Annotated in this window: 15 protein-coding genes and 1 pseudogene; 10 read left to right on the top strand and 6 right to left on the bottom strand. The window is 70.1% G+C overall.

The window, feature by feature from the left end; translation table 11 throughout:
- Both HXX10_RS28275 and HXX10_RS28280 read left to right on the top strand, forming a co-directional pair.
- Positions 1-383 (top strand): annotated as a pseudogene (locus HXX10_RS28275) (hypothetical protein); the annotation flags it as partial.
- A 271-nt stretch (positions 384-654) separates the two neighbouring features.
- Complete coding sequence (locus HXX10_RS28280; protein WP_296526745.1) at positions 655-1,536, top strand: hypothetical protein; 882 nt, start codon at positions 655-657, stop codon at positions 1,534-1,536.
- On the opposite strand, the gene yidD is transcribed toward HXX10_RS28280, so the two are convergent.
- Positions 1,486-1,899 (bottom strand): membrane protein insertion efficiency factor YidD, encoded by a 414-nt coding sequence (gene yidD / locus HXX10_RS28285; protein WP_296526747.1) that lies wholly within the window; start codon positions 1,897-1,899, stop codon positions 1,486-1,488. The two genes, HXX10_RS28280 and yidD, sit on opposite strands and share 51 nt — an antisense overlap.
- Positions 1,900-2,173: 274 nt before the next feature.
- Between yidD and HXX10_RS28290 the strand changes: the two genes are divergently transcribed.
- Positions 2,174-3,448: a hypothetical protein gene (locus tag HXX10_RS28290; RefSeq protein ID WP_296526748.1), complete on the top strand. Its 1,275-nt coding sequence runs from the start codon at positions 2,174-2,176 to the stop codon at positions 3,446-3,448.
- Between the two features lie 123 nt (positions 3,449-3,571).
- Here the strand turns inward: HXX10_RS28290 and HXX10_RS28295 are convergent, their stop codons facing one another.
- Positions 3,572-4,012 carry an iron-sulfur cluster assembly scaffold protein gene (locus HXX10_RS28295; protein WP_296526749.1) on the bottom strand — a complete coding sequence of 147 codons (441 nt, stop codon included), beginning with the start codon at positions 4,010-4,012 and terminating at the stop codon, positions 3,572-3,574.
- Between the two features lie 308 nt (positions 4,013-4,320).
- Here HXX10_RS28295 and folE point away from each other — a divergent pair, with 308 nt between their 5' ends.
- Entirely contained in the window at positions 4,321-4,971 is a 651-nt protein-coding gene (gene folE / locus HXX10_RS28300) for a GTP cyclohydrolase I FolE (protein ID WP_296526752.1), read from the top strand.
- A gap of 89 nt (positions 4,972-5,060) precedes the next feature.
- Positions 5,061-5,546, top strand: coding sequence for a phosphoribosyl-AMP cyclohydrolase (hisI, locus tag HXX10_RS28305; protein WP_296526753.1), 486 nt, complete (start codon positions 5,061-5,063; stop codon positions 5,544-5,546).
- 200 nt (positions 5,547-5,746) lie between these two features.
- On the opposite strand, the gene rplI is transcribed toward hisI, so the two are convergent.
- The 4 genes from rplI to rpsF form a co-directional block, all read right to left on the bottom strand.
- On the bottom strand, positions 5,747-6,328 hold the full coding sequence (gene rplI, locus HXX10_RS28310; protein WP_296526755.1) for a 50S ribosomal protein L9: 582 nt from the start codon (positions 6,326-6,328) through the stop codon (positions 5,747-5,749).
- A 58-nt stretch (positions 6,329-6,386) separates the two neighbouring features.
- Positions 6,387-7,373, bottom strand: a complete 987-nt coding sequence (locus tag HXX10_RS28315) for a DUF2232 domain-containing protein (protein ID WP_296526757.1) — start codon at positions 7,371-7,373, stop codon at positions 6,387-6,389.
- Positions 7,374-7,538: 165 nt separating this feature from the next.
- On the bottom strand, positions 7,539-7,778 hold the full coding sequence (gene rpsR / locus HXX10_RS28320; protein ID WP_296526771.1) for a 30S ribosomal protein S18: 240 nt from the start codon (positions 7,776-7,778) through the stop codon (positions 7,539-7,541).
- A gap of 11 nt (positions 7,779-7,789) precedes the next feature.
- A complete protein-coding gene (gene rpsF, locus HXX10_RS28325) occupies positions 7,790-8,314 on the bottom strand; it encodes a 30S ribosomal protein S6 (RefSeq protein WP_296526759.1) in 525 nt (174 codons plus the stop codon).
- A 367-nt stretch (positions 8,315-8,681) separates the two neighbouring features.
- Here rpsF and fabD point away from each other — a divergent pair, with 367 nt between their 5' ends.
- The 5 genes from fabD to mltG form a co-directional block, all read left to right on the top strand.
- The gene (gene fabD / locus HXX10_RS28330) at positions 8,682-9,647 is read left to right on the top strand and encodes an ACP S-malonyltransferase (RefSeq protein ID WP_296526762.1); all 966 of its coding nucleotides are present in this window, start codon (positions 8,682-8,684) and stop codon (positions 9,645-9,647) included.
- On the top strand, positions 9,647-10,384 hold the full coding sequence (gene fabG, locus HXX10_RS28335) for a 3-oxoacyl-[acyl-carrier-protein] reductase (RefSeq protein WP_296526773.1): 738 nt from the start codon (positions 9,647-9,649) through the stop codon (positions 10,382-10,384). The genes fabD and fabG overlap by 1 nt, the downstream gene beginning before the upstream one ends.
- A 241-nt stretch (positions 10,385-10,625) precedes the next feature.
- A complete protein-coding gene (locus HXX10_RS28340; protein ID WP_272779809.1) occupies positions 10,626-10,865 on the top strand; it encodes an acyl carrier protein in 240 nt (79 codons plus the stop codon).
- A 229-nt stretch (positions 10,866-11,094) separates the two neighbouring features.
- On the top strand, positions 11,095-12,360 hold the full coding sequence (fabF, locus tag HXX10_RS28345; RefSeq protein ID WP_296526767.1) for a beta-ketoacyl-ACP synthase II: 1,266 nt from the start codon (positions 11,095-11,097) through the stop codon (positions 12,358-12,360).
- 310 nt (positions 12,361-12,670) lie between these two features.
- On the top strand, positions 12,671-13,843 hold a 1,173-nt coding region (gene mltG, locus HXX10_RS28350; RefSeq protein ID WP_296526769.1), incomplete at its 3' end, for an endolytic transglycosylase MltG.

A 13,843-nucleotide genomic window follows, 5' to 3' on the forward strand; every position in this document is an offset into this window, starting at 1 on the left:
CGCCGGCGCCTGCTTCGGCGGCTCCGGCTCCGGCTGCGGCTGTGGCTCCAGCTCCGGCTGCGGCTCCGGCGTCGGTTCCGGTTGCGGGACCTGCCGTCGATCCGGAGGAGATCGCGATTCTGCTCGAGCGCGGCAAGGCGTTCGTCGCCCGCGGCGACCTCGCCGCGGCGCGGCTGCTGCTGCGGCGCGCCGCCGAGGCGGGCGACGCCCAGGCGGCCCTGCTGCTCGGCTCGACGTGGGATCCGGCGGCCCTCAAGCAGCTCGAGGTGCTGGGTGCGGTCGGCGACGCCGCCCAGGCCCAGCTCTGGTATCGGCGCGCCGCCGAGCTTGGTTCGGCCGATGCCGGCAAGCGGCTCGACGCGCTCGCCCGCGGGACCCGCTGACCCGCGCCGCCGCGGCGGTGCGAGCAGATATGCGCCGGGCCGATGCCCCGGGCGTTCATGGGCCGAGGAGACGTGCGGGACGCGGTGGCGCCTCGTGTTTCGTGAGTTCTGTTGCGTGAGTTGTGTTGCGTGACGAGTAAAGGAAGTGAGCGTGAGCACTCCGTTCGATGACGACCGATACGATCGGCATAATGGATATGATCTTCACGACCGATACGATCTTCGCGAGCGGTGCGATCCGCACGACACGGACGATCCGCGGACGGCGTCCGTGCCGCGCCGGGAGTGGCAGCTCCCCGATGTCGGCGACGCAGGCTCGATAGCGGACCAGCACGCGGCCGAGGGGGCGCAGGTCTGGGCGTGGGAGGACGCGGGCGAGCCGGCCTTCGATGCGGAGGTTTCGCGCTCGGCGAGGACGCGCCCCGGCGACGCCGGCTCGGACTGGCCGACCCGCAGGCCGTTCGACGGCGACATCCCGATCGACAACCGCGTGGCGCCGCCGTCGCTCCATCCCGAGCTCGTGCCGGAGCCGCGGCCGGCGCCGCGGACGCCCTGGTTCGGGATGCTGGTGCGATGGGCGGCCCTGTGCATGGTCGCCGGCGGGATCGTCGGCGTCGCCGGCCTGTCCGGGCTGCTCGACGGTGTCTTCGGGCCGTGGCGGGATGGCCGCGTCGCCGGCGTGTCCGCTCCGCTGTCGGAACCCGTGCTCGGCAAAGCCGCGCCGCAGCGGCCCATCCTGGTCGAGAGCCGGCCGGTCGCCGTCGACGGCGAGCGGGTCGCGGCGGTGCATGCCGCTGTCGTCGCACCGGAGCCGGCCGCCGCGCCGCCGCCGGCACCCGCTCCGACACCGGTTCCGACCCGGCGGCTCGATCCGGACGACGTCGCGGCGCTGCTCAAGCGTGGCCGGGACGCGCTGGCGACCGGCAATATCGCGGCCGCCCGCCTGCCGCTGCAGCGCGCCGCCGAGGCGGGCACGGCCCAGGCGGCCCTGCTGCTCGGCTCGACCTTCGATCCGGCCGTTCTCCTGGAGCTCGATGTGCTCGGTGCCGTCGGTGATCCCGCCCAGGCCCGGCTTTGGTATCAGCGTGCTGTCGAGCTCGGATCATCCGACGCCGCCAGGCGGCTCGAGTCGCTCGCCCGCGCATCGCGCTGAGAACAAGCCGCAGCCGGATGCCTCCGCCGCCGGGCGCGGCGGTGGCGTCTCGTTGGTGCCGCGCCAGCGGCCGTAGCGCCAGGGCAGCCACCAACGCGCGCCCGCCGGCAATTCGGCCGGCACGAAATCGAGCCCGCGCGTGCCCAGCGGCTGGCAGCGGCAGAACCGCGCCAGCGTCATCCAGCCGCCCGCCCACAGTCCGAAGCGGGCGATCGCCTCGTCCCCATAGGCCGAGCAGGTCGGCAGATGGCGGCAGTCGGATCCCAGGAACGGCGACAGCGTGAGCTGATACATCCGGATCACGGCGCGGGCGAAAAGCCGCGGCAGGCGCGCCAGCGCCGCGGCAGGGTGAGTGTTTGGCATCGTCCTTGCTACTTAAACGCTCGGGTCGGCGCCGGAAAGGCCGGCCCGTCGCGACAGGCCGGTCGGTGCCGCGGCATGCGGGCCGACACGATGGTAATGGCGTCGCGGGGATGCCGCAAAAGAGCGGCTTGCGACGGTCGATTGCGTACGTAAGATCACAGTTGCCGTAAATCCGAGCGTCGTGGCCAGATTACGGGAGCTGAAAGAACTTCAACAACAAGAAAAGCCGTACCCAAGTAGAAGAAGCGTTGCTGGAACAGCACGGGGAACTACGATGAAACGGTCCTGGGTCGGCGGCTTGGCGCTCGCCGTTTGCACGGTGCCGGTGGTGGCCGGCACGCCGGAGCTTCCGGCCAACCCGCGCACGCTGCCGATGCAGTTCGTGTTGCAGGAGCAACCGTCGGCGACGTGCGGCAATGATTGCCGCCCTGCGGTGTTCGCCTCGGGCATGATCACGGCCGAGACGCCGCGCCGCTTCGAGACCTTCGCGACCGAGCGTGGCCTGCAGGACGGCACTGTCGTCCTCGATTCGGACGGCGGCTCGGTGCTGGGTGCGCTCGGCCTCGGCCGGTCGATCCGCCGATTCGGCCTCGACACCGCGGTCGGGCGCGCCGATCGCTCGGCCGGCGCCGGCAAGCCGGCCGTCATCGCCCCGGCGAGCTGCGAATCCATGTGCGCTTTCGTGCTGCTCGGCGGCCTGCACCGCGAGGTGCCGGCGCGCTCGCGCGTGCTGGTGCATCAGATCTGGCTCGGCGATCGCCGCGACGATGCGGTGGCGGCCAGCTATTCGGCCGAGGATCTCGTGCTGGTCCAGCGCGACATCGGCGCGATCGTCCGCTACACGGCCGACATGGCGGCCGACATGGGCGGCGCCGCCGAGCTGATCGAGATCGCGCTGCGGATCCCCCCGTGGGAGCCGATGCGCCTGCTCACCCGCGAGGAGCTGCGGCGCACCCGGCTCGACATGGAGCCGACGCCGGTCGCCACCCGCCAGACCTCGGCGGCCGTCACGCCGGTGGCGATGACGGCCGATCGCAACGCAGCGGCGAGCGAGCGCGGCTGGAGTGCCGTCGAGGGCGGCAGCGGCACCATGCTGGTGCGCCGCCATCCGCTCACCGTCGAAGGCGAGCGGATCGGCAGCTTCGACCTCAGCCTCACCTGCGGCGACACCGCCGGCACCTATGCGCTCACCTATACGGAGCGTCGCCAGAGCAGCCCGACCGGCACCGAGCCGGTGGCGCTCGATCAGGTCCGCCTGTGGATCGAGCAGACCGACGTCACGTTCGAGATCCTGTCGTCGCGCGGCGACGGACGCCAGATCGAGACCGTGGCGGTGGCGACTGTTCCGGCACCGCTGGTGCGGGCCTTCGCGTCGGCCGCGACGCGGTCGATCTCGGTGCAGACGGCGGCCGGCGGCGTGCCGGCGACCTCCATCCGCATCGGCAATGCCGGCATCGGCAAGGTGTTCGGCCGGCTCGAAGGGGGCTGCGGCGACCGCACCAAGCCGAACCGCGACGCCCATGCGCGGCTCGAGGCGGCAGCGCGCTGAGACGATGTGCGGCGCCGCGATTTCGCGTAGGGTGCAATGAGCGTCAGCGAATTGCACCGGAAGAACGACGACGCGGCGATGCGGTGAGCCTTTGTCGGCGCAATTCGCTGCGCTCATTGCGCCCTACGGTTGCTGCCGTCGCGCCGCGATCTGGTCGAGCGCCGACACCACCGCATCGAACGTCAAGAGCGTCGAGGCGTGGCGGGCCTTGAAGTCGCGCACCGGCTCCAGCACGGCGATGTCGGACCAGCGGCCCCCGGGCGGCGGACCGTTCTCCTTCAGCATCCGCCGCACCGTCTCGCGCAGCGACCGCAGCTCGTCCGCCGTGGCACCGATCACGTGGCTCGCCATGATCGACGACGACGCCTGGCCGAGCGCACAGGCCTTCACGACATGGCCGAAGTCCACCACCGTGTCGCCCTCGACCTTGAGGTCGATCGTCACGGTCGAGCCGCACAGCCGCGAATGCGCCGTGGCAGTGGCGTCGGGCTCGCTCAGCCGGCCGAGCCGCGGAATGTTCCCGGCGAGCTCGAGAATCCGGCGATTGTAGACGTCGTTCAGCATGGCGTGCACGGGTCCGGGACGGGCGGGCCGATTTGCCTCGACCTCTCTCACCGATTATATCCCGTCATATAGGAAGCCACCCCGGTCAGGCGAGAGTGCTTGCGCCCGGACATGTGCGGTCCCACATGGATCGGACATGTCGGGATCGGACACGTCGGGAATGTCGCCGGATCGGACCCGTCGAGGACGTCGCCGTCCATTCGTTGCGCGGCAGAGCCCTTCTCGGGCCGCGCGCGTCGCGTGCGACGTGCGATCGCTGCACCCCGGTCCGACGCCCCCGCGTCGGCTGCATGGAGACGTCGCTGGCGATGGACCACGTCATCAATAAGCTGACACCCGCCGCGCGATCCTCGGATGCCGCCGGCGAGCCCGTACGTGCGGTGCTGCGGCCGTCCCGCGAGGAGGCCGAGGCCGCCGTGCGGGTGCTGCTCGGCTATCTCGGCGACGATCCCGATCGCGAAGGCCTGCTCGACACGCCGCGCCGCGTCGTCTCCGCCTATGACGAGCTTTACGGCGGCTATCGCGAGCGGCCGGCCGACGTGCTCGACCGCACCTTTTCCGAGATCGGCACCTATGACGACATCGTCCTGGTGCGCGACATCCCGTTCAGCTCGCATTGCGAGCACCACATGATGCCCTTCGTCGGCAAGGCCCATGTCGGCTATCTGCCGGTCGAGCGGGTGGTGGGTCTGTCGAAGATCGCCCGGCTGATCGACATCTTCGCGCGTCGCCTGCAGACCCAGGAGCGTCTCTCCTCGCAGATCGTCACCGAGATCGACACGGTGCTCAAGCCGCGTGGCGTCGCCGTGATGCTGGAGGCGGAGCACACCTGCATGTCGATGCGCGGCGTGCAGAAGGCCGGCAGCAGCACCATCACGACCCAGTTTACCGGCGTGTTCCGCGACGATCCGAAGGAGCAGTTTCGGTTCATCAACCTGGTCCGCAACGGGATCGGCTGACGACCGTCTCGGCCGCCGCCGCGGGGGAGGGGACCGGTGGTCGGCACGGTGCGAGGAATTGGCGTCCCCGCCGGGATCTGACGTTTGCGATGAAGACGCTGTTTGCGCCGCGGGGCACCACCGAGCAGATCGAGGAGGGGCGGGTGTTCGCCCCGAAATTCGATGCCGACGGGCTGATGCCCGCGGTCGTCGCCGACGTCTGGTCGGGCGAGGTGCTGATGCTCGCCTGGATGAATGCCGACGCGCTGGCGAAGTCGATCGAGACCTGCGAGGCGTGGTTCTACAGCCGCTCGCGAAAAGCCCTTTGGAAGAAGGGCGAGACCTCCGGCCACGTGCTGCGCATTCTCGAGCTGAAGGTCGATTGTGACCAGGACGCGCTGCTGCTGCGGGTCGAGCAGACCGCGCCGGGCGTCTGCCACACCGGTCGCGCCTCGTGCTTCTACCGCGCCGTCTCGCTCGGCGAGACGGCGGGCCACACGCTCGTGCTGCAGCCCCGCAAGGCCGAGAAGGTGTTCGATCCCGACGCCGTCTATGGGGCGCCGGCTGACGACCTCTCGCACAAGAAATCCGGTTGATCAGCTCACCGTCATTCCGGGGCGCGGCAAAGCCGCGAACCCGGAATCCCGCGATGGATGCCGAGAACGTGGCTGGATTCCGGGTCCGGCGCTCCGCGCCGTCCCGGAATGACCACCGAAGGGATCAACCGGGTCCGGTATAACAGTGTAAAAGCCGGCCCGACGGGCCAGCTTTTTTCGATGGTCGATCGGCGGGAGGCTCACGCCTCCTCGGAGTCCTCGGCAGCCTGGCCGGCCTCGGGGTTCTCGAAGAATTCCTCGGCCGCGGCCTGGGCGACCTCGCGGTCCTCGCGACGCGAGGTGACGTCCTCGCCGCGGGCGATGCGCTCCGCCTCGTCGGCGGTGCGGGCGACGGCGAGCGTCACCGTCACCTCGAGATCGGGATGCAGGGCGACCGGGATCTTGTGCAGCCCGATGGTCTTGATCGGGTTGTTGAGGACGATCTGGCTGCGGCTGACCGTGAAGCCGCCGGCGTCGATGATGTCGGCGAGGTCGCGGGCCGAGACCGAGCCGTAGAGCTGGCCGGTGTCGGAAGCCTGGCGCAGCACCATGAAGCTCTGCCCGTCGAGCTTCGAGCCGACCTTCTCGGCCTCCGCCTTGAGCTCCAGATTGCGCGCCTCGAGGTGGGTCTTCATGGTCTCGAACTTGGCGCGGTTGTCCTTGGTGGCGCGCAGCGCCTTGCCCAGGGGCAGCAGGAAATTGCGGCCGTAGCCGGGGCGCACATTCACCACGTCGCCCATCTGCCCGAGCTTGGCGATGCGCTCCAAGAGAATCACTTCCATCGTCGTCTCTCCTCGTGTTCGTCGTGTTCGAAGGGGTGACAGGTCCGCAAGTCGGTGATCAGGTCTCGCCGCCGGCGGCAGGGGGCCCGGTCGGCGGTCCGGCGGCACCGAAGCGGCCGCGCAGGCCGACGGCGGCGTCGGCGAGGCCGACCAGCATGACGGCGAAGATCGGCCAGCCGAACAGCAGCACGGCCGCGTAGAGGGTCGAGAGCACGATGGCGCGGCTCTTCAGCCGCCGCGTCAGGGCGTGCAGCACGGCGAGGCCGAGCGCCGCGAAGGCGATCGAGAGGCTCGCGGCGAACATGCCGGAGATCATCCCGGCCAGCCCGGGCAGGAATGCGCCGGCGATCGCGACGACGAGCAGCACGGCCGCGGTCGGGGGAAAGGCGAGGTCGGACAGCACCGGCCAGGGGCGCGGAAGCCGGCCCGAGAGGCTGACGGCACGGCCGGCGACCCACAGATTGAACAGCAGCGTCATGGTCATCAGCGAGGAGGCCGCGGGCGGCAGCGCCATCGCCAGGAAGGCGAGGAGCGGTTCCGGATCGCCGAGGCCGGGCACCGCCAGCGGCCCTTCGCCGCCGGGGCCGCGGTCCCGAAACACCCGCCCGAAGCCTTCTTTCAGCGTGTCGCGGATGCTGTCGACATCGGACCCGAAGGTCGGCAGCGCCAGCACCACCGCGGCGGCGCCGAGCAGGGCGGCCCACAGCACGATGCGGCCGGCCGGATACCAGTCGAGGGCGGCATGGGCCGGATCGCCGGTCGGTCGGGCCAGCAGCGCCAGATAGGCGAGCCACCAGCCGGGCAGCGCGAGGCCGAGCAGGAAGACCAGGAAGAACAGGGAGCTGAACCAGGCGGCGAGCGCCGCGGTGCCGACCAGGGCGGCCAGCAGCCCCGCCCATTGGCTCCAGCCCAGCGCCGCGATCATCACGGGCAGCGGGGCCAGATAGAACAGCAGCATCGACAGGGTCGAGCCGGCGGCCAGCGCCGCGAAGGTGACGGCCGCCACGGCACCGGCACCGAGGCCGACCAGGATGAGCTGGATCATCGTCTCGCTGTCCCGCTCGTCGAGCGGTTAGAGGCGGATCGACGTCGCGCGACGCGTCCGCCCCAACCAGAGGATCGGCCCGCAGTGCCAGGCGACACGGCGGGCCGGGTGTTTCGTCATCGACCGGCGCTGGCCGGCCGGCATTGTCCGCTCAGCGCGTCGCGCTCAGCGGATCACGTAGGGCAACAGGCCGAGGAAGCGCGAGCGCTTGATGGCGCGGGCGAGCTCGCGCTGCTTGCGGGCCGACACCGCAGTGATGCGGCTCGGCACGATCTTGCCGCGCTCCGAGATGTAGCGCTGCAGCAGCCGCACGTCCTTGTAGTCGATCTTCGGGGCGTTGGCGCCGGAGAACGGGCAGGTCTTGCGGCGACGGAAGAAGGGCCGGCGAGCACCGGCAGATTGCATGGCCATGGTGCTCACTCCTCGGTGGTGGCTTCGACTTCGGCGGTCTCGACGCGATCCTCGCGCGGGCCGCGTGGTGCTGCGTCACGGTCGCGGCGCGGGCCGCGATCGCCGCGATCGCCGCGATCCCCACGGTCGCCGCGGTCGCCACGATCCCGGTCGCCGCGGTCGCGGTCGCCCGGACGGCGGTCGCCGCGGTCGCCACGGTCGTCGCGGTCCGACTTGCGCATCATGGCGGACGGCCCGGCCTCGAGCTCGTCGACCTTGATGGTGAGGGCGCGCAGAACGTCCTCGTTGATGCGCTGCTGGCGCTCGACCTCGGCCACGGCAGCCGCCGGGGCGTTGATATTGACCAGCGTGAAATGCGCCTTGCGGTTCTTGTTGATGCGATAGGTCAGGGACTTCACGCCCCAGTACTCGACCTTCTCGACCGAACCGCCCAGCCCCTCGATGACGCCCTTGTATTGGGTCGTCAGCTCCTCGACCTGCTGCGCCGAGAGGTCCTGGCGCGCCAGATAGACATGCTCGTACAACGGCATGGAATGCCTTTCCTGGTTCGTGCCGGCTCGTCCGGCGCCAAGCCCCTCGTGCCCTTCGGGAAAGGCGCGAAAGCTCTGAAGGCGGGAACACCGGACGCCGGAACCGCGGGGGTTCCTGCCGACCAGTCCTTCGAACATCGGGGTCATCGAGACCCGAGATCCGGAGGAACAAGCATGGCCGTCCGTTCAGCTCCCGGCCGAAGCCGAGCCGAAAACGCGCGTTTATACGGTTTTGGCACCGGAACGCAAGCCGGAGAACGCCGCCGGATCGTTCCGGCGGACCCGTCGGGCCGCAGTAAGTGTCAGCCCGACTTGACTTTACGGCTGCTGACGGTGAGTTAGCGCCGGTTACGTGGAGGGAACAATCATGGCGGTCGCATTCGTATTCCCCGGGCAGGGCAGCCAGGCCGTCGGCATGGGCAAGGCGCTGGCGGAGAACTTCGCCGCCGCCCGGGCCGTGTTCGACGAGGTCGACGAGGCCCTCGGCGACAAGCTGTCGACCGTCGTGTTCGAGGGGCCGGCCGAGACCCTGCTGCTGACCGAGAACGCGCAGCCCGCCTTGATGACGGTGTCGCTCGCCGCGCTCCGGGTGCTCGAATCCGAGGCCGGGGTCGATCTCGCCCGCGACGCCATGTTCGTGGCCGGCCATTCGCTCGGCGAGTATTCGGCGCTCGCCGCCGCCGGCGCGCTGTCGGTCGCCGACACGGCGCGGCTGGTGCGCACCCGCGGCCGGGCCATGCAGAAGGCGGTTCCGGTCGGGGTCGGCGCCATGGCGGCGCTGCTCGGGCTCGAGTTCGATGCGGCCACCGAGGTCGCCCGCGAGGCCGCCGAGGGCGCCGTATGCCAGGCGGCCAACGACAATGGCGGTGGCCAGGTCGTCGTCTCCGGCGACAAGGCCGCGGTCGAGCGGGCCGTCGAGATCGCCAAGGGCCGCGGCGCCAAGCGCGCGACGCTGCTGCCGGTCTCCGCCCCCTTCCACTGCACCCTGATGGAGCCGGCCGCCGCCGCGATGGCCGAGGCGCTCGCCGCCGTGACGGTGCGTCGCCCGGTCGTGCCGGTGGTCGCCAATGTGCTGGCGGCGCCGATCAGCGAGCCCGCGGCGATCATCGCCGCCCTGATCGCGCAGGTCACCGGCACGGTGCGCTGGCGCGAGTCGGTCGCCTTCATGGCACAGGCCGGCGTGACGAGCTTCTACGAGGTCGGCGCCGGCAAGGTGCTCACCGGGTTGGTCAAGCGCATCGCCGAGGGCGCCACCGGATCGGCGATCGGCTCGCCGGCCGATGTCGCGAGCTTCGTCGCGGCCCGCATGGCGCTGCGCCAGGGCGCCGCGTGATGTTCGATCTCGGCGGCAAGACGGCGCTGGTCACCGGCGCGACCGGCGGGATCGGCGGCGCCATCGCGCGCGCCCTGCATGCGCAGGGGGCGACGGTCGCAATCTCCGGCACCAAGACCGAGAAGCTCGACGCACTGGCGTCCGACCTCGGCAGCCGCGTGCATGTGCTGCCGTGCAATCTCTCGGACCGCGCCGAGGTGGAGAAGCTGGTGCCGGCTTCGGAAGCGGCCATGGCGCAGCTCGACATCCTGGTCAACAATGCCGGGCTGACGCGCGACAACATCTTCATGCGGATGAAGGACGCCGAGTGGGACGACGTGATCGCCGTCGACCTGACGGCGGCCTTCGTGCTCGCGCGCGCCGCCGTGAGGGGCATGATGCGCCGCCGCTCCGGCCGAATCGTATCGATCACCTCGGTGGTCGGCGTCAGCGGCAATCCGGGGCAGGGCAACTACGCCGCCGCCAAGGCCGGCATGATCGGCATGAGCAAGGCGCTGGCCCAGGAGGTCGCGTCGCGCGGCATCACGGTCAACTGCGTCGCGCCGGGCTTCATCACCACCGCGATGACGGATGCGCTCAACGACAAGCAGCGCGAGGCGGTGCTGACACGAGTCCCTGCGGGGCGGCTCGGAACGTCAGACGAAATCGCCGCCGCCGTGGTTTATCTGGCGTCCGATTCCGCCGCTTACGTGACCGGTCAAACGCTGCACGTGAATGGTGGGATGGTAATGATCTGAAAGGGGTTTTCCGGTCCGCACAGGGATTGCGCGCGGCCGCTCCGGGCCTTCTGGTCAAGCCTGTGGAAGTATGATAACCGATCCGCTGGGCTGGACGAGGCAGATGCGACGGGGCTGGGGCGACGGCATGCACCCCTTGACCGGATGAGCGTTCACGGCGTCCATCGAGACGAGGCGGCCGCGATGATGTTTGCCGTGAGCAAATGTGGTCGGGCGAGATGCCGAAAGCACGAGGTTGGCAATGAGTGATATTGGCGAGCGGGTCAAAAAGATCGTCGTGGAGCACCTGGGCGTAGAGCCCGACAAGGTGACCGAGAGCGCGAGCTTCATCGACGATCTTGGCGCCGACAGCCTCGACACCGTCGAACTGGTGATGGCGTTCGAGGAAGAGTTCGGCTGCGAGATTCCGGACGACGCCGCCGAGACGATTCTGACGGTGGGTGACGCCGTCAAATTCCTCGAGAAGAACGCCAAGAGCTGAACTGCCGAACGCCGCGCCTGCAGGCCTCGTCCTGCGGCGCTTCCCCGCCCGAAGTCGCTGCCGTTCGTCGCCGATATCGCCCGTCGTTGAAGTCTGGTCATGACGGGCCTGGCTCTCCGTCTTTGTCGGAGGGCCACGGTCGGGTGCGAGCGAAATCGCTTCGTGACTGGACCGCCCCGAGACGGGTTGCAGCGGGTCGCGGCGAACCGGCCGGTGCGGGACATGTGACATGAGGCGCGTGGTCGTCACGGGATTGGGCATGGTGACGCCGCTGGCTTGCGGCGTCGAGGAGTCGTGGAAGCGGCTCCTGGCCGGCGAAAGCGGTGCCCGCAAGATCGAGAAGTTCGACGTCTCGGATCTGCCGGCGAAGATCGCCTGCGCGATCCCGCGCGGCGACGGCACCGGCGGCACCTACAATCCCGATCAGTGGATGGAGCCGAAGGAGCAGCGCAAGGTCGACGAGTTCATCGTCTTCGCGATGGCGGCGGCCAAGCAGGCGCTCGACGACTCCGGGTGGCATCCCGGCTCCTACGACGAGCAGATCCGCAGCGGCGTGATGATCGGCTCCGGCATCGGCGGCCTCGAGGGCATTGCCGAGACCGCGATCCTGCTGAAGGAACGCGGCCCGCGCCGCGTCTCGCCGTTCTTCATCCCGGGCCGGCTGATCAATCTCGCCTCCGGCTACGTGTCGATCGAGCACGGTCTCAAGGGGCCGAACCACGCCGTCGTCACGGCGTGCTCGACCGGCGCGCACGCGATCGGCGATGCCGCGCGTCTCGTCATGCTCGGCGACGCCGACGTGATGGTGGCGGGCGGTGCCGAGTCGCCGATCTGCCGCATCTCGCTCGCAGGCTTCGCGGCCTGCCGGGCGCTGTCGACCTCGTTCAACGACGAGCCGACCCGCGCGTCGCGTCCCTACGACCGCGACCGCGACGGCTTCGTGATGGGCGAGGGCGCCGGCGTCGTCGTGCTCGAGGAGCTCGAGCATGCCAAGGCGCGCGGCGCCAAGATCTACGCCGAGGTGATCGGCTACGGCATGTCCGGCGACGCCCATCACATCACGGCGCCTGCCGACGACGGCGACGGCGCCTTCCGCTGCATGTCGATGGCGATCAAGCGGGCCGGCATCCAGGCGTCCGAGATCGACTACATCAACGCGCACGGCACCTCGACGCCGCTCGGTGACGAGATCGAGCTCGGCGCGGTGCAGCGCATCGTCGGCAACGACGCCGCTGGCGTGTCGATGTCGTCGACCAAGTCCTCGGTCGGGCATCTGCTCGGCGCCGCCGGCGCCGTCGAGGCGATCTTCACGATCCTCGCCATGCGGGACGGCGTCGCGCCGCCCACCATCAATCTCGACAATCCCTCCGTCGACACGCCGATCGACCTGGTTCCGCACCGGGCCAAGCGGCGCACCATCGATATTGCCCTGTCGAACTCGTTCGGGTTCGGCGGCACCAACGCGTCGCTCATCTTCCGGCGCGCCGTGCAATAGAGCATTGTTCGGGCGGCGCCCGCCGCCTGCACGCCGGGCCTCCGCGACCAGCGTTCCGCGCCCGCCGTGCGAACCCGGCATGCGGCGGCCGGGGCGGCCGGAAAGGGATCCGACCGGAGACCGCCGTGCTCGATAAATTGGCCACAATCTCAAGGGTATTAGTCGGGTCAGCGGAGATCCGGCCGGAGCGCGGCGCAGCCGCTGTATTGCCCCGGTCGACGACTGCCGATGCTCGTCACGCCCCGCCGGGAAGGCTCGCCGAGGTCGCGGGTTCTCGAACGGTCCCACCGGTCCTGGAGCCGACTGCACGATGACCAATTTGGACACGCCGCCCGGCCAAGGTGCACCGCCTGCCGCGACCGAGCCGAAACGGATCAGCCCGCGCAGCCCGCGTGCCGCCCTCGAGCCGGAACGCGTGCCGCTGCCGACGCGGCGCCGCTCGGCGCGCGTCCGTCATCCGCTGGTGATCATCGGCAATGCGATCTTCACGTTCCTGGTGATCCTCGCCGTGGTGGTCGGCGGCACCGTGTGGATCGGCAAGCAGCGGCTGGAGGAGACCGGCCCGCTGACCGAGGACAAGGTCGTCAACATTCCGCGCGGCGCCGGCATCCGCGACATCGCCGACCAGCTCGTTCGCGAAGGCGTCATCGACCAGCCCTGGACCTTCGTCGGGGCCGTGATCGTCCGCAAGGCGCGCGACGATCTGAAGTCCGGCGAGTACATGTTCCAGAAGCAGTCGACGCTCGGCGACGTCATCGGCACCCTGGTCGAGGGCAAGGTCGTCCAGCACGGGCTGACGCTGCCCGAGGGGCTCACCTCCGAGCAGATGGTCGGCCGGCTGCTCGAATCCGACCTGCTGTCGGGCAATGTCCGCGAGATCCCGCGCGAGGGATCGCTGCTGCCGGAGACCTACAGAATCGTTCGCGGCACGCCGCGCGAGCAGGTCATCCAGCGCATGCAGCAGGCCCAGCGCCGCGTCCTGCAGGAGGTGTGGGACCATCGTATGGCGGACTTGCCGTTGCGCACGCCCGAGCAGCTCCTGGTGCTCGCCTCTATCATCGAGAAGGAGACCGGCAAGCCCGACGAGCGTACCCGCGTCGCCGCCGTGTTCGTCAACCGGCTCAAGCAGCGCATGCGACTGCAATCCGATCCGACCATCATCTACGGCCTGGTCGGCGGCAAGGGCACGCTCGGCCGGCCGATCATGCGCAGCGAGATCGATCAGCCGACGCCCTACAACACCTATGTGATCGACGGCCTGCCGCCGGGCCCGATCGCCAATCCGGGCCGCGCCGCGCTCGAGGCTGCCGCCAACCCGGCGCGCACCAAGGAAATCTATTTCGTCGCCGACGGCACCGGTGGCCACGCGTTTTCCGAAACGCTCGACCAGCACCAGCGCAACGTCGCGCGGCTGCGCGCCATGGAGCAGGGGCAGCGCGACGGCGGCGCTACCGCGGCGGCGCCCGCGCCGGCCGGTGGACCG

The organism is Rhodoplanes sp., from assembly GCF_013377085.1.
Classification (GTDB): Bacteria; Pseudomonadota; Alphaproteobacteria; order Rhizobiales; family Xanthobacteraceae; genus Rhodoplanes.